At 53.3% G+C, this 19,163-nt stretch carries 21 protein-coding genes and 1 pseudogene; 9 read left to right on the top strand and 13 right to left on the bottom strand.

Features of this window, described 5'->3' with window-relative positions:
• Window position 1: 1 nt before the first annotated feature.
• The 6 genes from ACO0LO_RS16865 to ACO0LO_RS16840 form a co-directional block, all read right to left on the bottom strand.
• Window positions 2–544 carry a carboxymuconolactone decarboxylase family protein gene (locus ACO0LO_RS16865; protein ID WP_422965503.1) on the bottom strand — a complete coding sequence of 181 codons (543 nt, stop codon included), beginning with the start codon at window positions 542–544 and terminating at the stop codon, window positions 2–4.
• Window positions 545–662: 118 nt separating this feature from the next.
• Window positions 663–1,373: an SDR family NAD(P)-dependent oxidoreductase gene (locus ACO0LO_RS16860; RefSeq protein WP_422965501.1), complete on the bottom strand. Its 711-nt coding sequence runs from the start codon at window positions 1,371–1,373 to the stop codon at window positions 663–665.
• A gap of 165 nt (window positions 1,374–1,538) precedes the next feature.
• Entirely contained in the window at window positions 1,539–2,084 is a 546-nt protein-coding gene (locus ACO0LO_RS16855) for a carboxymuconolactone decarboxylase family protein (protein WP_422965895.1), read from the bottom strand.
• A gap of 185 nt (window positions 2,085–2,269) precedes the next feature.
• Window positions 2,270–3,226 (bottom strand): AraC family transcriptional regulator, encoded by a 957-nt coding sequence (locus ACO0LO_RS16850; RefSeq protein ID WP_422965499.1) that lies wholly within the window; start codon window positions 3,224–3,226, stop codon window positions 2,270–2,272.
• 252 nt (window positions 3,227–3,478) lie between these two features.
• Complete coding sequence (locus tag ACO0LO_RS16845) at window positions 3,479–4,114, bottom strand: nitroreductase family protein (RefSeq protein ID WP_422965498.1); 636 nt, start codon at window positions 4,112–4,114, stop codon at window positions 3,479–3,481.
• 46 nt (window positions 4,115–4,160) lie between these two features.
• Complete coding sequence (locus tag ACO0LO_RS16840; RefSeq protein ID WP_422965496.1) at window positions 4,161–4,577, bottom strand: cupin domain-containing protein; 417 nt, start codon at window positions 4,575–4,577, stop codon at window positions 4,161–4,163.
• 96 nt (window positions 4,578–4,673) lie between these two features.
• On the opposite strand from ACO0LO_RS16840, the gene ACO0LO_RS16835 reads away from it, so the two are divergent.
• Window positions 4,674–6,083 (top strand): PLP-dependent aminotransferase family protein, encoded by a 1,410-nt coding sequence (locus ACO0LO_RS16835; protein WP_422965495.1) that lies wholly within the window; start codon window positions 4,674–4,676, stop codon window positions 6,081–6,083.
• Between the two features lie 393 nt (window positions 6,084–6,476).
• On the opposite strand, the gene ACO0LO_RS16830 is transcribed toward ACO0LO_RS16835, so the two are convergent.
• Together ACO0LO_RS16830 and ACO0LO_RS16825 are read right to left on the bottom strand one after the other, a co-directional pair.
• Window positions 6,477–7,904: a hypothetical protein gene (locus tag ACO0LO_RS16830; RefSeq protein ID WP_422965493.1), complete on the bottom strand. Its 1,428-nt coding sequence runs from the start codon at window positions 7,902–7,904 to the stop codon at window positions 6,477–6,479.
• Window positions 7,905–7,912: 8 nt separating this feature from the next.
• A complete protein-coding gene (locus ACO0LO_RS16825; RefSeq protein WP_422965491.1) occupies window positions 7,913–8,323 on the bottom strand; it encodes a hypothetical protein in 411 nt (136 codons plus the stop codon).
• A gap of 273 nt (window positions 8,324–8,596) precedes the next feature.
• Here ACO0LO_RS16825 and ACO0LO_RS16820 point away from each other — a divergent pair.
• Both ACO0LO_RS16820 and ACO0LO_RS16815 read left to right on the top strand, forming a co-directional pair.
• A pseudogene (locus ACO0LO_RS16820) lies at window positions 8,597–8,923 on the top strand (helix-turn-helix domain-containing protein); the annotation flags it as partial.
• A gap of 302 nt (window positions 8,924–9,225) precedes the next feature.
• A complete protein-coding gene (locus ACO0LO_RS16815) occupies window positions 9,226–10,173 on the top strand; it encodes an alpha/beta fold hydrolase (protein WP_422965489.1) in 948 nt (315 codons plus the stop codon).
• 103 nt (window positions 10,174–10,276) lie between these two features.
• Here ACO0LO_RS16815 and ACO0LO_RS16810 read toward each other — a convergent pair whose 3' ends face one another.
• Both ACO0LO_RS16810 and ACO0LO_RS16805 read right to left on the bottom strand, forming a co-directional pair.
• Window positions 10,277–10,735 (bottom strand): PA2169 family four-helix-bundle protein, encoded by a 459-nt coding sequence (locus tag ACO0LO_RS16810; protein ID WP_422965487.1) that lies wholly within the window; start codon window positions 10,733–10,735, stop codon window positions 10,277–10,279.
• Between the two features lie 541 nt (window positions 10,736–11,276).
• Entirely contained in the window at window positions 11,277–11,630 is a 354-nt protein-coding gene (locus tag ACO0LO_RS16805) for a hypothetical protein (RefSeq protein WP_422965486.1), read from the bottom strand.
• Window positions 11,631–11,675: 45 nt separating this feature from the next.
• Here ACO0LO_RS16805 and ACO0LO_RS16800 point away from each other — a divergent pair, with 45 nt between their 5' ends.
• Genes ACO0LO_RS16800 through ACO0LO_RS16790 form a run of 3 tightly spaced genes read left to right on the top strand, consistent with a single transcriptional unit; the run spans window position 11,676 to window position 12,659 of the window.
• On the top strand, window positions 11,676–11,879 hold the full coding sequence (locus ACO0LO_RS16800) for a hypothetical protein (RefSeq protein WP_422965484.1): 204 nt from the start codon (window positions 11,676–11,678) through the stop codon (window positions 11,877–11,879).
• A gap of 33 nt (window positions 11,880–11,912) precedes the next feature.
• On the top strand, window positions 11,913–12,245 hold the full coding sequence (locus ACO0LO_RS16795; protein ID WP_422965482.1) for a hypothetical protein: 333 nt from the start codon (window positions 11,913–11,915) through the stop codon (window positions 12,243–12,245).
• 21 nt (window positions 12,246–12,266) lie between these two features.
• The gene (locus ACO0LO_RS16790) at window positions 12,267–12,659 is read left to right on the top strand and encodes a hypothetical protein (protein ID WP_422965480.1); all 393 of its coding nucleotides are present in this window, start codon (window positions 12,267–12,269) and stop codon (window positions 12,657–12,659) included.
• 166 nt (window positions 12,660–12,825) lie between these two features.
• Here the strand turns inward: ACO0LO_RS16790 and ACO0LO_RS16785 are convergent, their stop codons facing one another.
• Complete coding sequence (locus tag ACO0LO_RS16785) at window positions 12,826–13,308, bottom strand: hemerythrin domain-containing protein (RefSeq protein ID WP_422965479.1); 483 nt, start codon at window positions 13,306–13,308, stop codon at window positions 12,826–12,828.
• Between the two features lie 316 nt (window positions 13,309–13,624).
• On the opposite strand from ACO0LO_RS16785, the gene ACO0LO_RS16780 reads away from it, so the two are divergent.
• The gene (locus ACO0LO_RS16780; protein WP_422965894.1) at window positions 13,625–14,497 is read left to right on the top strand and encodes a YihY/virulence factor BrkB family protein; all 873 of its coding nucleotides are present in this window, start codon (window positions 13,625–13,627) and stop codon (window positions 14,495–14,497) included.
• 111 nt (window positions 14,498–14,608) lie between these two features.
• Window positions 14,609–15,241: a response regulator gene (locus ACO0LO_RS16775; protein WP_394781218.1), complete on the top strand. Its 633-nt coding sequence runs from the start codon at window positions 14,609–14,611 to the stop codon at window positions 15,239–15,241.
• Between the two features lie 222 nt (window positions 15,242–15,463).
• Here the strand turns inward: ACO0LO_RS16775 and ACO0LO_RS16770 are convergent, their stop codons facing one another.
• Window positions 15,464–15,844 (bottom strand): response regulator, encoded by a 381-nt coding sequence (locus ACO0LO_RS16770; RefSeq protein ID WP_422965477.1) that lies wholly within the window; start codon window positions 15,842–15,844, stop codon window positions 15,464–15,466.
• A gap of 323 nt (window positions 15,845–16,167) precedes the next feature.
• Here ACO0LO_RS16770 and ACO0LO_RS16765 point away from each other — a divergent pair, with 323 nt between their 5' ends.
• Window positions 16,168–17,532: a CHASE3 domain-containing protein gene (locus ACO0LO_RS16765; RefSeq protein ID WP_422965475.1), complete on the top strand. Its 1,365-nt coding sequence runs from the start codon at window positions 16,168–16,170 to the stop codon at window positions 17,530–17,532.
• Window positions 17,533–17,937: 405 nt separating this feature from the next.
• Here the strand turns inward: ACO0LO_RS16765 and ACO0LO_RS16760 are convergent, their stop codons facing one another.
• Window positions 17,938–18,765, bottom strand: coding sequence for a Crp/Fnr family transcriptional regulator (locus tag ACO0LO_RS16760; protein WP_422965474.1), 828 nt, complete (start codon window positions 18,763–18,765; stop codon window positions 17,938–17,940).
• Between the last annotated feature and the right edge of the window lie 398 nt (window positions 18,766–19,163).

The following is a 19,163-nucleotide window of genomic DNA, read 5'->3' as shown; positions in this document are numbered from 1 at the left end:
TTCAGATCGAGCCAGCCGGCGGAACGGCGGGATAATCCTTTTCTGGATCGAACACGTTATTGAAAAAATTCGTCAGAGAAAACATAGCCACCAGTGCTACAATCTCCATGACGTTCGCATCCGTGTAGCCTGCATTGCGGACCGCATTCAGGTCGGCTTCGTCGACTTGGCCCCGGGTCTCGACCACTTTACGGCCAAACTGAACGGCTGCGTCGCGCTTCGGGGCGCTGGAATGGCCCTTCCGAGCAAGGATGATTTCGTCGGCTGGCATCTTAGCCATACTGGCCGCATAGGTGTGAACCGCCAGGCAGTAGTTGCAGCCATTTACCTCGGAGACAATGAGACTGATGGCCTCACGCGTCTTCATATCAAGCGCCTTATTCAACAAACCTCGAAACGTGGCCCATGCATTGAAGGCGATCGGGCTTTGCGCGAAGGTCGCCAGCATATTCGGTGTGAACCCGAGTGTCTTGCTGAATGCATCGAGTATGAGTTTCGAATCGGCAGGTACCTGGTCAGATGTTAATGCGGTAGTTCTTGGCATCGTATGCTCCTTGAGTTGCGGTTCTCACTATCAGCGAATGGGGGCGCTCCGGCTAATACGTGGAATTGGTTAGTCGAGCTTTAATAGGTCGTGTCTTTACGATGAATGATCGGGTATCTCATCGACCGGCACTTTGGCCACCATCCACGTGCAGGATTTCACCGGTAATGAATGGTGCGGAGTCGAGAAAAAGGACGGCATCGGCAATATCGCTTGTTTCCCCCAGGCGTCCGATAGGGTTAAATGCTGCCAGCGCCTCGTGAATTTCAGGCGGGTGCATCGGCGTCCTTATGTTCCCACGTGCGACCGCATTCACGCGAATGCCTTTTCGCGCGTATTCGATAGCCAGCGACTTCGTTGCGGCGTTGATGCCTCCCTTCGTCAGCGCCGCCAAGACTGTGTACACCCCACTTATTGCGGCTTGGTGGACGCTGGCCGTAATGCTCACCACGTGGCCGCTTGCTTGCTTTTCCATTTCTGCAATCGCAAACTGCGTGATGTGGTAGAAACCAGCCATGTTTACATTCATCATGACAGCGTAGTCTTCGGCGGTATATTCGGTGAAAGGCTTACCGATGTATATGCCGGCGTTGTTCACCAGCGTGTCAATCCGGCCAAAGCGCGCGACGCCTTCGGAAATCACACGTTGGGCTGTTGCGGGGTCGCCGATGTCGCCAGCGATGTTTAATATGTTCTTGTCTTCCGAAAAATCGATGGCGCGTGAGGTCGCGATGACGCGGTAATCGAGCCTACGGAAGGCTCGTACAATTTCTGCGCCGATGCCCTGCGACGCACCTGTGACGACGACAACCTTCTGCGACTTGTTCACGCTTTACTCCAGAGAATATTATGCTGCTTCAACGCCGGTGCCAGCACCTACAAAATACCTAGGCTTACGTTCACGGTTCTTTCGAAGGTGTGTCTAAGCTTTGAAGTTACGCTCGAATTGGCATCTCTGAGATTCTCCAGAGATGTCAATTTGGACAAATGGCGTTTAGAGCGAACCTGCCGGAGCGACGGCGGGAAAATCTTTCTCCGGGTCAAACACGTTATTGATAAAGTTCGTGAGGGAGTACATCGAGACCAATGCCACGATCTCCATGATATTTGCATCTGTGTAGCCGACATCACGGACAGCCTTCACATCAGCATCACTGACTTGGCCGCGGGCCACGATGACTTTGCGCGCAAACTGGACTGCGGCGTCGCGTTTCGGGTCGTTGGCATGGCCTTTCCGAGCGAGAATGATGTCGTCGGCGGGCAGCTTAGCCATATGCTCGGCCGTGAAACTGTGAACTGTCAGGCAGTAGTTACATCCATTCACTTCCGAGACAGCGAGTCCGATGCTGTCACGAGTTTTCACGTCGAGTGCTTTGCTCAACGCGCCGAGCAAATTAGCCCATGCGTTGAACGCGATCGGGCTCTGTGCAAAGGTTGCCATCATATTTGGGGTGAATCCGATGTTCTTGGTGAACGCATCCAGGGTCGGTTTCGAATCGGTTGGTACTTGTTCCGGCTTTAAAGCGATAGTTCTTGGCATCATAATCTCCAAAAATAAACGATATGTTTCATTAAATAAGGAATGTTTTTCTGAGAACCATTCCCCGTGTTGAGAACCTCTACTTTAGGCTGACTCGATATTAATTTCGAGACTGCTCGGGATCAAAAAAGTCACAAAAAGGATCAAAATATTGAAACGACTAACGCCAATGAAAGCGCTGTCTTCTATTCACCTTCGAGCGCCAGACGACGCCATTGGCCCGGTGTCATCCCCATTTTGTCGGTGAACGCGCGGCGGAACGAGGTGACCGATCGGTATCCTACCGAGTCTGCGACTGCCTCAGTAGTCGCAGCCGGCTTCTTCAGTTCGTTGGCAGCCAGGCTCATGCGGATATCGGTCAGCAGATCAATGGCCGAGCGCCCTAGCTTGTCCTGGAAATGCCGCATAAAGGTGGCACGCGACATGCTGCACAAGCCAGCTAGATCAGGCAGGCTCCAGGAGTGCGCCGGATCAGCGAACATCGCAGAAATGGCTGGGGCCAGCCGCGGATGGCCGGCGAGCGCCAACAAACCTGGCGGCGCCTGTTCGGATTCGCTCGCCGCCCTCAATGCCAATGTGAATAACGCCGATGTAAGCGCATTAAGAATGGCGTATCCGCCAGGTTTGTCGTTGGCGGACTCCGAGCGCATCACCGCAACGAGACTGGCCAAGGGATTCGACGCATCCCCGACGCTGTCGTCACCGCGGCTGTCCACACCGCGGACCATGAGGGTCGTGGGGAGGTAATCGCGAATCAACCGATCATGAGGTGGTTCGACAAAAAATCGTCCGCACAACATGTCCAATTGTTCGCCTTTACCATCGTTCTCGCTGAACATCCATCCGGAGGAACCTTGGCGATTGCGGGTTGGTCCCGGCTTATAGCCGCTGCCATCGTGCAGGACATGCCCTGACCCGTGAGGCAATAACACGATGTCTCCACTGACCAATTCGTAGGTTTTCCCTGTACCAGGATCCTCAATAACAGCTCGCCCTTTGAGCACCACGTGGTATGGAATCTCGTGTGCCGCAGCCCGATCCCATGTAACTCGCCATGGCGCGCCGTACGTACAACGGACCTCCAGCCGACCAGTAACGGTAATCATTCGCAGGAGATGGCTCAGCCAGTCGACTTGGGACATAGGACCTCGGTAAATTGAAAGCTCAAACGTTTTATCGTAGTTGTTAATAGGTGATGTCCCACCGGACTCAGATTCGCCACCTATCCGGACCGGTAAAGTACCGGTCCGTCCGTAGAAATAGTCAGCATGGACAAAAAGCCCGGTGCATTTCCAAGAACTCTTCCTGATAGCTTCCCGGGCTTCGTCATTACGTTTCGCATCAGATCACATCTTCTTTGAAACCTAGAAAGGCGCGATGTGAGTGGATACAGGTCAGATGAAATTCAGTACATCAGAAACCGGACGACGCGGCTTCTGGGCCCAATTCCCCGGACGCTCTGTCCCCACGGACAACAGCATTACCGGTATTTCGTCCGCGGCTAGGCCGAACTCGCGATGCACCGCATCCGCATCGAAGCCGATCATCGGGGTAGAACCCAGGCCGAACGAACGCGCTGCATAGATCATCGCTGATGCACCGAAGGTGGCAGTGCGTACGGCCTCGTCACGCCGGCGCTGCGGGTACGCCATATACAGATCGCGTGCGGGATTTTCCCACTCGGCTACCATGGAAGCCGGCATCACACCCGCTTCTACAAGTGGCGCCAGGCGCTCAGGTATTACACTGGTGTCGACTAACTGGCCGATAACGACGAAGGTCACGGCTGCATCGGCGATGGCGGGTTGATTCCAGGCAATCGGACTCAGGCGTGCCTTGGCTTCACGTGTACGCACGGCGATGAACCGCCAGTTCTGCAAGTGAAATGACGTCGGCGCAGCGGTGCCTATTCGCACCAGCTCAAAGATTTCCTCATCGCTCAACGTGGCGACAGGGTCGTAATACTTGGCTGCGGAGCGGCTCAAGATGCATTCGATGACGGAGTTGGTTTTTTTGATTCCGGTGGTCATGGTTCTTCCTATGGTTGAAGGGATAGATCTAGGTACAAGGGGATGTTTACCTGACCAACGTGGTCAAATGTTTATCTTCTGTATCAACAACGAATATCGCCAACAGTTTGGCGGATCGCGTTTTGCTCGCGTTCCGGCTTATGGAATGACTCGCGCCTGGCGGCTCGGACCAGCTGTCACCGGCTCGATACACATGCACTTGAGCATCATTGACCTTTGATTCGATTTCACCCGATATCACATATGCATAAATGAAGGCCGACTTCGCGTGCAGGTGGGGTAACGAACCAACGCCCGGTGGATACTCTACTTCTACAGCGACGAGTGATTTCCCCGGTAGATTGGGGATTGTTTGTTCAAAATTCGGCTTAACGATCTCGCGATGGCCTTGCGCTAGTGCGGCGGTGCTAGCGAAAATTATGATGCTCGCGCAAAATACGGTCAGAATTGGACGAATAATCATGGTCGGCTTTTTTCCTTAAATTGACCCTGAAATTCTGTACCAATGACGTTAAGAAATATAGAACCAAGACCTTTCATTTTTGTGTGTACTAAGAATATGAATTCAGAACTGAAGATTCAACTCGACCGGACAACGAAGCTTTCCCTGTCAGAACAAATTCGTATGAGCATTTCTCGAGCAATAGAGTCGGGCCTGCTCGCGCCAGGTACTCGTTTGCCTTCATGGCAAGGCCTGGCAGCGCAGCTTGGTGTAGCGCGCGGTACGGTTCAAGCGGCATATGAACGATTATCCGACGCCCAGATGATTGAATCATGCGGGGCAAGGGGTACCCGAGTGGCGCTACGACCTCAGGTCACGGTAGTTCGATCTGCAATGGTTAGGCCTGAAGGTTTTATGAGAACCTATCAGGAGCTGACTGCCGGACCATCGATCTTTCAGCTCGGTGTCCCGGCGTTAAAAGACCTGCCAAAAAAGCTTTTCGAGCGTGCACGGTCTTCGAATCTATTAAAGACAGGATCTTTATCGTCACTGGTCTATCCTGATCCTAGAGGGGAGTCTGATTTGCGTCGAGAAATCGCGGGATATCTCGCCATATCCCGAAACCTACAATGTTCCCCTGAACAAGTGTTTATTACTTCGGGATATGCGGCGGGTTTGGGGCTTACACTGCGAGTGTTAGGTTTGGACGGTAACAAGGTCTGGATGGAAGAGCCCGGTTTCCTTTTTGCTCGAAGGGGCTTAGAGCTCGCTCGCTTGAACATCGTTCCGGTGCCAGTGGACGCCGAAGGTCTCGACGTAAGCTACGGGATTGAGCACGCCGCGGACGCTGCGCTGGCGGTCGTGACGCCAGGTCAACAAGCTCCCTTAGGTCCGACGTTGTCTCTGAGGCGTAGAATTCAACTACTTGAATGGGCAGTCTCAAGCAACGCCTGGATCATCGAAGATGACTACCTCAGCGAGTTACAACTGGATGGCAGGCCGGCGCCCGCCTTGGCATCTTTGGATGTGGGTAATCGGGTTATCCACATAGGTACTTTCAGTAAGACTATCAGCCCGGCGCTGCGACTTGGATTTGTTGTCGCGCCAACTGAATTGATTTGCGAATTTTCGGAGATGACAGCAACGCTTTCCCCCGCGCCCTCACCAGTAATTCAACTCGCGACGGCTCAATTTATGCGCGATGGTCACTACATCCAACGCGTCCGCCGTCTCAAGCGTCTGTATTCTTCCCAACGCGACGCGCTATGCGCACAGTTGCAGACGCACGACGCTGAGTGGATTAACGCCGGCCTGGCAGTACTTCTCAGGCTGCCAGAGGGTGTAAATGACATGGATATAGTTCGCGAAGCAAGAACCTTTGGCATGGGGCCATCGCCTTTATCTGCATGGTACGCAAATCCATCCTTGGCCTTGCCCGGCCTTTTGCTTGGAGTGGCCACGGCGCCGGAGATACATCTAGCGTTATCGTGCCGTCGATTATTTGAAATCATCGACCGACATCGCTAGCCCGATTTTATCGCGCCTTTTTTTCCTTCAAACATGGACGACGGGCCTATCGCTGTCGCGCAATCTCTGTCTTGACGCCACCTTAGGTGTTACTGGTTTGTTGAAACGGATGGCATCTGTCAGCAACCCTTGGCGAAACTCGGCAGACTTTTTTTGAAATCATCTGTGTCAAACTTATCTGTCTTGAATTGAATTGAATTTGGTTAGGTTGATTCACCTTCGACCGCCTGGCAAAGGTTGGCACCCGGTCATACGTCCTTTTAGATTCTAATTTTTTCAGATATGAGAGCAGTTATTTCAGGCCGGGTCGGAAGCAAGCGTTCTCTGGGGAGACCGCTTGCGTCTTCGGTTTTTTTAATGATTTTCGGCTAATAATTGCTCTTACACAGAAGCTCACTTTGCGGCCTGATTTTCAACCTTGTTTTTTTCACTATCCGATGTCGACTTCACTGGCGCTGGATCCGGTGAAAAAATGGATTTGTCAGATTGCCCAAAGCGCAAGCCGGTACTGAAAAGAGTTCTTTTGCCATCCGCCGCAGCGTATCCGCGCTCCATGACGCTGCCGACCACGATCCAAATATCCTCGGCAATCTTGTATTCAGCTCCATATCCGAACCGACGAATATTTTGCGTCGATACTCCAGCGGTATTCACCCTGACTAGGCCGGCATCAACGAAAGCATTCCAGTTGGTTTTTCCAAATCGGAACCTCGCGATCGCATCGGTCCTGGTTTCAGATATTAACTTACTCGCGTCCGTGGTATCTTGAACTCGATCATCCCATTTTTTTTCTGCGTAGAGTTGATATAACCCTTTCAACGATCGACTCTTATCTAGATAGTCACCTTGGGAGTATGAGGTCCAGAGTACTTTAGCGCCTGCGCGTGAGTCCTGGACTTTACCAGATTCCCCGGTGAACCATGCCTTGCCAGCGCCGACGTACCAGGATGGCAGCTTCCAAGCGCTCTTTGCCGCAAGTTCTGTCTGCTTAGCTGCATAGCAGCCTTCAGCAGACTTCATATTCTTAACCTCTTCGTCAGGTTCCTTTGCGGGTATTAATTTGCCATTTTCATCGAATTCCGGGTCCGGGATCCTGCTCAACCCCTGATATTTTTTTGAGCAGTCGTCAAGGAGACTCCACCAAATAATCCGTGGATCCCCTTTGTCAATTAATCCCACTCGGATAGTCGCTGCCACTTGATTACCGATTTTGGAGTCGTCTGATTGGGCTGTCGCCAAAGCGATAGTTGTTCGAGCTTTTGCCTGCATGAGATGGTCTTTCTCATATGTAGTGCCGCCGACAATCGAATCCGGAAAAAATAGGCCGAATGGGCTTATTTCAACGCCTGCGCCCGTTTTTATTTTTCCGGAAGCGTCACTGCCTCGTGCGATTGCAACTGCAAAGTCTCTAGGGCTTACAGGTCGATTTATGTCTGTCGCCGTCACCCCTAATAAGGTGAGACCCGACGAATCCATGAGGGTTGTTTCGGTGTTGATCGTCGTCGTCAATGCTTTCACTATAGCGGTAGTGGGATCAGCGCTGCTTACTGCTACAGAATTTGCTTTCTTTTCCGATGGTACCGGAGAATCTGACGCACCTACTGTTTTTGACTCGGTTGTCGATTTGGACGCACCTGCATTGGGTGCTTTTAAAGTGCCCCTGAATTGCATAACGGTAGGTGACACTGCGACCCACTCGTAAACAACATATGTTTTGCCGTCGATTGTTATTTCCTCGGCTGCGCTGCTAGGTAAGGATAGGATGTAAAAGGCCGCAATGGCGACAAACTTTGCCGCACGGTATAGGAATGAGAAGGTCATGGCAGCACCTATAAAATTCTAAGACCGTCTATGGACACGCCAGCGAGATCATCGTCGCCCGTCATTTCACCATCTAGTACTGAAACGGGCAGTGGTGCGTGTCCGGCTTGCGTCACTTGTGCCGATAGCGTAAACGCCTTCGGCTGCTTGGTGGTATCCGCCACCCAGGTATTCCAGATCAGGATCACTGCCGTTGGATAATCTGCGGCATCAAATGACCACATGACTTTCCCTGAATTACCAGTCGAGAACACTTTCGTTAAAATTAAATCTTTGTGCGCAACATCTCTGATCACGAGTTGAACAGTGGCGACCAGCCCATTATTGATGCTCATCGAAAAATCTACCTTGCCAGTACTCTTGAGGTTGAATTCTTTCCTGAACAGATACCGTCCGTCATTATTGATTTTGGCTAGCATTTTTCGCCCCCTTTTTAGATGGTTTAGTTAGTCCTTCGACTGGCAAATATATTAATTTCTACCAATAGCTTATTTGTAAATAATGCTAGTCTAATTTGCAACTTAAATTACTGTATGTTGCAAAAACAATCGTAAAAAGCCATCCGAAAAAATGAGTGATTGTGCAATTGGCGATACCAAGCGATAGTTATCTACTTTGCCTGTTGGTTTGCACATAATTCTGACCCACGTTTAGAAGACAATCCTACTTATCGTGATGAGTAGGAGATTGGAGTGATCGACGTGGCATTACTAGGCATTATTCGACGCTGGCACATTCGTGACCAAGTCCCCTTGAGAGAAATCGCCAGACGCTTGGGCATTTCTCGAAACACCGTCCGACGCTACCTGCGCTCGGAAACGACCGAGCCCACCTATCCCGAGCGCCAATCGGCAAGCGCAATCGACCCATGCGCCTTCCAGCTCTCAGGCTGGCTCAAGACCGAGGCGGCCAAATCACACAAACAGCGGCGCAGTTTAAAACAGCTTCACGAGGATCTATTGGAATTGGGATTAGGAGGATCTTATGATCGCGTGGCGGCGTTCGCCAGACAATGGAGGTATGGTCAAACGGAGTGGGCCAATTCAGCACGCAAACGAACATAGGGCAGGCTTCTATTTAAAATGCCCAGCAACTGCTTGTTTTACATTCAAAAGTGACTAGTTCAGAAAATCTCATCTTTCATGGCAATTAATCTCATCTTCTGTGGCAATCTTTCTTGAAAAGTACAATTTTGGGCTATCCTAGTCTTACCTTCTGTGGCACTTTACGGCTGTTCCGCTTGCAAGCTGGCAGCAAACGTCCTTTCGTTTTGCCAGTGCCTGCGTATGATGGCGCTGGGACAAACCACAAAGGAACACACATGGGCCGCCGCTTGCTGAAAGGTTTGCTGTATCTGCTGCTATTACTGCTGGCAATTTTTGCGCTGGGAATTGCACTGAACTGGGCGCCAGACAAGCCCGTGGACGAACTCAAAGCCCGCTGGGCGCCGCCGCCGTCGCAGTTCATCGATGTCGGTGGCTTGCAGGTGCATGTCCGGGACGAAGGCCCGCGCGACGACCCGCTGCCGCTGGTGCTGATCCACGGCACCGCCGCCAGCCTGCATACCTGGGAAGGCTGGGTAGCCGCGTTGAAGGGCAAGCACCGGATCATCACGATGGATCTACCCGGCTTTGGCCTGACCGGGCCGAACGCGCAGGATGATTACAGCAATGCCGCGTATATCCGTTTCATGCTGGACCTGCTGGACAAGCTGGGTGTGCAGAAATGCATCCTTGGCGGCAATTCTCTGGGCGGAGAAATCGCATGGCAAGTGGCCGTGGCAGCGCCACAGCGCGTGGGAAAATTGATACTGGTGGATGCAGGCGGATATGCGTTCACGCCGAAATCAGTGCCGGTAGGTTTTATGATTGCCCGCATGCCGGGGCTGAACCGGCTGATGGAGTGGACGCTGCCGCGCAGCATGATGGAAAAGAGCGTGCGCAATGTGTACGGCGACGCCAGCCGCGTCACTCCCGCGCTGGTGGACCGCTACGAAGCCATGACGCTGCGGCAAGGCAACCGCCGCGCGCTCGGCAAACGTTTCGGCCAGCTGGACGGCGGCGCCAGCGCCGGCAAGATCAAAACGCTGGCAGTGCCAACGCTGATACTGTGGGGAGAGCGGGACAAGCTGATTCCGGTTGAGAACGGCGTTCTGTTCCAGCGCGATATCGCAGGCAGCAAACTAGTGAGATTTCCCGAGCTGGGACATGTACCGCAGGAAGAAGACCCGGCAGCTACAGTGGCCGTGGTGCAGCAATTTCTCGATTAAGCAGGCAAAAATGAAGCAGACATAAAAAATCCCGGCATCGCCGGGACTTCTGGCCTTACGGCCGCCTGGGCCTTGGCTCAGGCTTTAAGCCAGGGCATCAGGCTTACGCATTGACCCTGACCTGATCACGCAGAGTCTTGATCTGGTCATGGTTGCGCAGCACACCCTGGTACTGGCGCTCGACTACCAGGCGGATATGCGCCGGCAGGTCTTTTTCCAATGCCTTGCGATAACTGCGGACGGCAGAATCTTCACCGCGTTCGCATTCATTCAGCACGGCTTCATCATCCTTGCCGGTAATGGCCGTTTTGATGTTCACCCAGCTACGGTGCAAGGCGCCAGCCACGCTGCTGCTGGTTTCAGGATCGCCACCTTGAGCACGCACAAGGTCTTGCAGCTCACTTGCCGCAGCGGCACAGCCGCGCTGACGGTCTGCCAGCATGGCTTTCAATTGTGGATGGCGATCGCTTGCATCTTCCACGCAGGTTTTGAAACCTTCTTCACCGTCCTTACAGGTTTCGATCAAGTCGTTCAAGGTAGAAATGATATCGTCGTTGTCCATGATGTTTCCTTTATGTGAATGTACTGACAGCACTTGCTGCACTTGGTAATAAGGGCCGGCTCCTTGCCTGAACCTGCACGCAACGGCGTATGCACATTGCATGCTTGGTTGCCGGGTATCCACGCGCCCTTGCTACCGCTTTGCTACTCTCCCGCCCGGAATATCGCGGGACGTTAAAGACACAAATCCCGGAAACCGGAACATCTTTAACATGCAAACATGCTAATCATCCGAGCGTGTCGCGACCATCGGACATGCGCTTCCACCCCTGTAGGAATGCACGAATAAAGGGTGTGTGGCGTGGCGCATACAAAGCCGCTGTCACCAGCCAAAATCCGCAAACCGGCAATAGCTAGCGTTAGCCACGCCCCGCCCTTGCGGGGCTGGCGCCCTGCCTGATGCCTGAGTGCATTCACTTCATCTAGTCCTACAAGGGCACTCGCTGACGTCCTATATAGCGTCCAATTTGCTGATGCTAGTATCAATTCCATAGAAAAATCACCACAAAGCGTCCTGTAAAGAAATGCTTGTTTGTGATTTTTCATACCTTCGTACCCAAGATGATCTTTCCAACATTAGACGGAGAAACGCCATGAACAAATGTCTGCTGAAAGGTGTAAGCATTTATTCCCTGGGACTCACTCAGGAATTGTTTGGCCGCCTGCTCGGCAATAACCGCCTGCAGGTTGCCGGTGCCCACATGCAGATCAGCGGCAAATGCCAGATCGCCGTTGGGGATGCGCAGAAAATCATCCGGGATTGCCTGAAAAGGCAAAACAAGCCGGTAGCACTGGGTATGAGCAGAAACGTTGCCTGAACGCTGAATACCCGCAGGCACTGAGAGATGCGCAACAGATATGCAAGAGAGACGCAGGCAATACTCACGAACATGCATACCGGCGCTCGTCATTTTTAATCAACTTGAAACAGAAAGTTTCCCATGCTGACAAAAAAACAAATTCTATTAGCTGCCGGTTTGGCCGGCTGGGCCCTGTTGACCGCCTTGGGCAAAAGCAGGCAATACGCAAAAACCCATGAGCACAAGCAACATAAGGTGGAATTGAATACCTGGGAAGGCGAAGGCGGCAACTTGCCTCCTCCCGCCGGCACAGCCAGCGCCGCCGACAACCAGGTACGCCACTAACTTGCCCACGCGGCCTGAATTCAGGGAGCCTGCATGAGCTTTATCGCATGGATAGTGTCGAGCCTCGCCCTTGCCTGGGCTGCCAGTCTGCTGACCAGGGCAGACAGGCAATTCGGCCTGACGCTCAGCGTCCTGCTGGGCATGCTTGGCGGCGCCGTCGGCCACTGGATACTGCAACCGGCGCCAACGCTGCCGGCGATCGGATTACAGGCTGCCCACGCACCGGTTCTTACTTCGCTGCTGACCACATTTTTCAGTGCGCTGGTATTGCTGGCGGCACTGAGCCTGGTCCGTAAAAGCGGCAGCGCCTTTGCCCATTTCCGGGCGGGACGCTACATCAAGCGCACAACAGATGCACAAGCTTAATCAAACTTAGGAGCACCTATTATGGCTATCAACGACAATTTACCTTTCCCGACCAGCGCCAGCATACAGAACGGCGATGTAACAACGTCCGCAACAGCAGCGGCAGACAAGATCGCGTCGGCCATACCGGCTACGGCAGCGGCTGCCAAAGAATTGCTGGACAAACCCGTCGCAGTAGCAGAGCGCCTCGTCACCGGCACCCAGCAAACCATGCGGCAAACAGTGGACAAGCTGGCCGATACCGCCGCCTCGGCACTGGAAAGCCTGCACTGCACCAGTGAAAAATTCCACGTGGCACAACAGCAATTGCTCGATGATTGCCGCACGCAGGTAAGGAAAAAACCAGTGGAGTCCATCGTTGTCGCGGCAGTTGCCGGCTATTTGCTGAGCCTGCTGTTCCAGCGCAGGAACTAGCACAGCAGCAGGCTGAGGGCGTGACGGTTGAATTATCAAATTTTTTGAAAACCACGCATGCAGCTGGCACAAAAAACGGAGCAGGCATGCAGATGCCCGCTCCGTTCCTTATGCTGCTGCTTGCTTGCCTGGAGATTTATAGGAAGGCTGGAGCAAGGCCGTCTGCTTACAGGGGCTGTGCTTCGGCGGTTTCATCGGCAGCCGATTTACGCGGATCGCCATGCTTGATCAGCGCCAGTTGCAGGGCCTGCATTTCAGAACCGAGGTCGTCCAGCTCTTTGTCATCCAGCAGCTTGGTTACCTTGGGGAACAGATGCTCCTCCTCTTCCTTGTGATGGTGCTCTGCCTGCTCCGACAATACTTTCAGCTTGGGCTGGAAGGTATCGTCTGCCGGTTTCAGCGTCAGCAGGTCTGCGATCAGCCTTTTCAGCGAGAGATGCTCTTCCAGCGACTCCAGCAGAATGTCGCGGGTACGCTTGGCTTTGACCGCAGGATAAAAGATCTGTTCTTCCGATGCGATGTGGACGCTAAGTTCGTCCGCGCCTTGCTTGAACAGCGCGTATTGTTCTGCGCCGTTGGCTTGAAGTGCTTTTTTCAGCACGTTTTCCAGTGCCCGGTGTTGCGCGGTCAATAATTTGATGGCGTCCATGATTTTCCTTGGGTTGGAGTTCGGCGGTAAAGTCCGCCACGTTGATACGATAGTGGCGAGGAGCCGGTGTTTCGGTACGCTAACGTACATATTTCCCGCAAAGAAAAGCGGATACTGGTATTACTTGGAGAAACCGGAAACAAAGCGCATGCACAACCAGAAGGAATACCAAAAGGTATTACGCAGAAAAACGATCGCTGCCCCCGCTCCAGCCTCCTTACTTGGACCCGTATTGATGGACCACGAACAATCTGCTTCTTATCCAAAGATTCCGGCCGGCGAGCCGGAATCTTTGCATTTGCCGGTGAAAGAGAGAATGCGCCTGATGCTGATCAGCTCCGTGGAACAATGGATCACGCAGCGCGCGGCCAGCAAGGGGGCAGCCTTGGCGTTTTATACGCTGTTTTCGATGGCGCCCATCCTGGTGCTGGTGATTGCGATTGTGGGCACGGTATTTGACGGCGACATGGCGCAGAAAGAAATCTTTGCGCAGCTCACCGCGCTGATCGGCCCCAGCAGCTCGGACGCGATCCAGGTGCTGCTGGCCGGCGCGCACAATCCAACCTCGGGACGCATCGCCACAACGGTGGCGACGATCGTGCTGCTGGTCGGCGCGACCAGTGTATTTGCAGAATTGAAAGCCAGCCTGGACGAAATCTGGCAGGTGCCGACAACTTACCAGCCGGGAATAATCGGATTGATACGCACGCGGATACTGTCCTTTGGCCTGGTGCTGGTGCTGGCCTTCCTGCTGCTGGTGTCGCTGGTAATCAGCGCCGCGCTGGCCATCCTGGAGCGCTTCTGGGCGGGCTGGGCGCAAGGCGCACTGATCATCAGTCCGCTGTCCTCGGTGTTTTCATTTGCCGTGATTGCCTGCATGTTTGCGGTCATCTACAAGATGCTGCCGCAAATCAGGCTATCCTGGAGCGATGTCTGGATAGGCGCGCTGGGCACCGCCGGCTTGTTCAGCCTGGGCAAGTATGCGATAGGCGTGTACCTGGGCAATAGCGCGGTCGCCAGCGGCTACGGCGCGGCCGGCTCGGTAGTGGCCCTGCTGCTGTGGATCTATTATTCGTCCCAGATATTTTTTCTGGGTGCCGAATTTACCCGCCAATATGCGGAATATTTCGGAAGTTTGCAAAAACCGGCGCAAATCCGTAACAAATTGCAAAATGTGGCAACCCCTTAGTGTAAAATTTACATATAACATTGTTCAGCATGTGCCCATACCAGTTAAAGGGGCTTACCCGCTCCGGCAGGCCGCAAAAGCACATTCGTTCAAGATAAAGTCGAGGAAGAAATGATACGTATTGCCATCTGTGACGACCACCAGATTGTTCGAGCAGGATTCAAGCAGATTTTTTCTGAGATCAGCGATATTGAAGTCGTCGCTGAAGCAACCAGCGGAAGGGAAGCGCTGGACATCGCGCGTAAAAAAATCTGCGACGTGATGCTGCTTGATATCAGCATGCCCGACCAAAGCGGCATCGATACGCTGCGCACCATCAAACAGGGCCAGCCTGAATTGCCCATCCTGATCCTCAGCGGCTATCCGGCGCAGCAATATGCGGTGAATCTGCTGAAGATGGGTGCCAACGGCTACCTGAACAAGGAGTGCGACGCCGAAGAACTGATCAAGGCAGTACGCACCGTCGCCACCGGCCGCCGCTATGTGAGTGCAGCCGTGGGCGAGATCCTGGCGCAGGGCTTTGACCACGATGCTACCGCGGCTATCCATACCGAATTGTCAGACCGCGAGTTCCAGGTATTTCTGCGCCTGGCGAAAGGCGAGTCTGTGTCCGACATCGCCGTCAAGCTGTCGCTCAGCGTCAAAACCATCAGTACCTACCGCACGCGGGTCATGGAAAAAATGGGTCTGCACTCGAATAGCGACCTGACTTACTACGCGCTGAAAAACAACCTGCTGGAATAAGCTGCAGGACCTGCCCAGGCTGGAATGGGATAACAGGGATAGAGGTCAAGGGAATAAAACAACACATGGCTGCCTTGGGCAGCCATTTTGTTATCAGAAGGCGGGAACTATCTGCCATAGAAACGGCGGGAGGAAAAATCAGGAAACGGAATCGCCGGAACGGGAAAGCGCTGCTAGCAAACAACGGGCGCGCGGGCGCATAGACACGCCTCACCACGCCATTCAATGCACCATTGAATGTATATGATTTACCAGGATGTCCATGTCCCGGGATTTGTCAAAGAACGCTTCTGCCCCCAAGGCCAGGGTACGGGCTTTCAAGGCAGTACTGGGGTTGCTGGTAAAGACCAGGCGCTTGCCATAAGGCCGGGCATCGCTCTTCAATGCGGCAAGCACAGCCAGGCCATTGCCTTCGCGCAGGCCGATATCGACAATCGCAACATCCCATTCCTTGGAGCGTAATTGACTCAAGGCATCTTTTTCATTTTCTGCGAAACCGATTACTTCGATTTCTCCGGACTGCTGCAAGATGTCGATCAGTACAGACCGGATCTTGATTGCATCTTCTATTAAAAATACCTTCAATTTTTTGTCGATGTTCATTATGTAGACCTTTTGATTGGTCTTTTTGTATCTATCAATTTTCCTTATGTATACGCATTCTAAGGACAGGCTTATCCGAACGCAATAAGCTTACGCGGAAGTCGATGTAGGACAACACCTACCGCATACAAAGCGGGCCGCTATAAATTGCTTTGCCGCTAGCTATAAAGCGCACAAAAAAATACAATAGACGGTGTCTTTGCCGCTGCAGCACGCGGTTGAAGGCCAGGAGCCTACGCAGGCACAACCCCGCATCGCGGGTATCAAGATGCTATGCTCCCTCTTATTCCATTGATCGATTGATCGTTAAGGCCCCGGTTCAAGTGAAAAAAAACAATTCCGCATCCCTACCTGTTTATGTCACTGCACTTTTCCTGATCTGCCTCGTGACGCTGGCCGGCTCGGCCGTTTCCAATTACCAGAACCTGCAGAAACTGAAACAGAATAACGACTGGATGGAGCATGGCTGGAGCGTCAAGGACCATTTAAAGAACATCAACCTGCTGATCATGGATGCCGAAAGCAGTCTGCGCGGCTACTATATGTCGGAAGATCCCATCTACCTCGGCCCGTGGAAAACCGCCAAGGACAAGCTGGATGCAGAGTTCATCATCCTCGCCAAGCTGGTGGAAAACAATCCTTCGCAGGTAAAGAACCTGGCACAGCTGCGCCTGCTGTTCGACCGCAAGATGAAGGCTTTCGACGAGGGCACTGCGCTGTTCAAGGACGGCGGCCTGAGTGAAGTCGTCAATGCCGTCAAGGTCGGCGACGGCAGGGAAATCATGGATGAAATCCGCCTGCTCGACATCATCATGGAAAAGGAAGAGCTGGAGCTGCTGACCGCCAGGCGCGACCGCTTTTATGAGGAATACCAGCATGGCCTGTGGATAGGGAATGCGATCATCGCCGTGGCAATCCTGATCCTGATGCTGTTCTACCGCCTGATCGGCAGGAGCTTCAACAAGCAGCGTTCTGTGGAAGATGCGCTGAAGCTGGCCAACGACAACCTGGAAACCACAGTACTGGCGCGCACGGAGCAGCTTTCTGTCTTGTCGCGCCACCTGCTGAGCGTGTCCGAAGAAGAAAAGGCCAAGCTCGCGCGCGAGCTGCACGATGAAATGGGCGCCAGCCTTACCGCCATCAGCATGGACCTGTCGATGGTCACCGAGAAATTGAAAAAAACCGACCCGCCGCTGGCCAACCAGCTGCTGCGCGCCAAGCAGGCACTGCTCGATACCGTAGACCTGAAACGCCGCATCATCGAAGACCTGCGTCCCAGCATGCTGGACAACCTCGGCCTGACCGCCTCCATCCAGAGCCATTGCGAAGAAACCACCCGCATCGCCGGCCTGATGTATGAGGCGGACATCTCCGAAGACTTCGACAACATCGACCCCGCCTGGGCCATCGCCCTGTTCCGCATCACGCAGGAATCGCTGAACAACGTCATCAAATACGCCAAGGCCAGCCACGTCAAGATCACGCTGAAACGCCAGTCCGCCGGCCTGTGGCTGCAAATACTGGACGACGGCGTAGGCATCCCCAAAGACGCCCTGAAAAAACCCAAATCCCACGGCCTGCTAGGCATGCGCGAACGCGCCCTGCTGCTGGGTGGCAGCTTCACCGTCAAACCCGGCATCGCCAACAGAGGCACTGCGATAGAAGCCTTCCTGCCGTTTCCACATTAGGCCATGACTTAAAAAGTGGTTGCTGCAGAAAAAATGATCTCTCTGCGGTCAGCGCCAATAAACACGCTTCGCAATTAGCAGGCTGACTGAAGTTGCCGTTGATGTCCATCCGCTGGGCGCGCTGCATTTTTTTCAGCGCACACAATGTGATAACGCTCGCATCATCAGCCGTAGGGTAAATCTGCGGTCGTCTTCTTTTGCTTATTTTTTCTTGGTCCGCCCAGGTGACGAAGCAAAAAAAGTGAGTGGCCGCCGGGACACCCCAGCCAACTCCAACGAAGCGCAAGCTTATCCAATAAAGCAGCCTCCCGGCATCGGCATAAATTGGCAAGCCGAAAAAGAAAATGGCCTGAACCGCCAACGCGATCCAAGCCACCACTTACCACCCACGCCTACTTCAATAACTTATCGTGCAGCTCCATAAGGGCTGGACAACATCAAATCGAATTCATGCTTGGCCACCTTGTAGCACTCGCCGGCATGCATCTCCAGACCTTCCCGGTCCAGCACGGTGATGTTGCCGCGGCGGTACTGGATCAAGCCTTCAGCCTGCAATTTTCCGGCCGCTTCCGTCACGCTTTCGCGGCGTACGCCCAGCATGTTCGCAATCATTTCCTGCGTCACTTTCAATTCATTGGTAGGCAAGCGATCCAGCCTATCCAGCAACCAGCGGGACAGCTGCTGATCGATAGAATAATGACGGCCGCATACCGAGTTCTGCGCCATTTGTGCAAACAGGGCCTGCGTGTAGCGCATCAGCAGCTGCTGCAGTTTGCCGCCGCGGGCACAGGCTTCTTTCAGTACAGATGCTTTCATTTTGTAGGCATGGCCTGCGCTCTGCACCATCGCAGTACCCAGCGCGCTTTCACCCATCAGCGTAGAGATGCCCAGCAGGCCTTCATGGCCGATGACGCCAATTTCAGTCACGCCACCGTCGGCCAGCACATACAGCAAGGCAACAATCGCCGTAGTCGGAAAATACACATGGGACAGTTTGCTGCCGTATTCATACAGTTCTTTGTCGAAAGGAAGATGCACGAACTCCAGATGAGGCAGCAGGTAGGCCAGCTCGTCAGCCGGGAGTGCGGCAAGCAAATCATTTTGTATCGGGCCGATAGGACGCGGATTCAGCTGGTTGCTGACAATGGTAAATTCGCGTTTCACGACATTGCTTGCTGCTGGAATAGGAAGACGCGCTTTCACCGAGATTTCAGTACGCATGGAATTGTTCATTTTAGTCCCCTTAAATTCAAAAACTGACATCAATTAGCTGCAGCAAACCCTGAGGAATTCGTTGCAGTAATACGCTTGGATACTTGCCTTAAATACGGATTGAGCCTTGGTTACCGATCACTTATCGAGCTAAGTAATATGGTTCCCACTTTAAGTTTTTACCAAGAAATGAGCCATCGGATTACAAGGGGCGGACTTGTACGCAAAGCGCGTTGAGAACGGTCAGTGTTGTCCTACAACCACGAAACACGGGGTCGTCAAATGCGGCAAGAGGAGAAAGCGGCGCGAGTCGCAGGAATAAGCTGCTGTCATAGGGAGAATGACGGAATTTTGCGGCAAAAGAGCCGGTCGCAAAAGCGTGGAATATGTTTCCATGCCGCTTGAATGTCATTATGCGG

This window comes from Undibacterium sp. TJN25, assembly GCF_049339885.1.
Lineage (GTDB): Bacteria > Pseudomonadota > Gammaproteobacteria > Burkholderiales > Burkholderiaceae_D > Undibacterium.
Note: the sequence above shows the minus strand (reverse complement) of the source record. Positions and strands in the feature narration are given on the sequence as shown.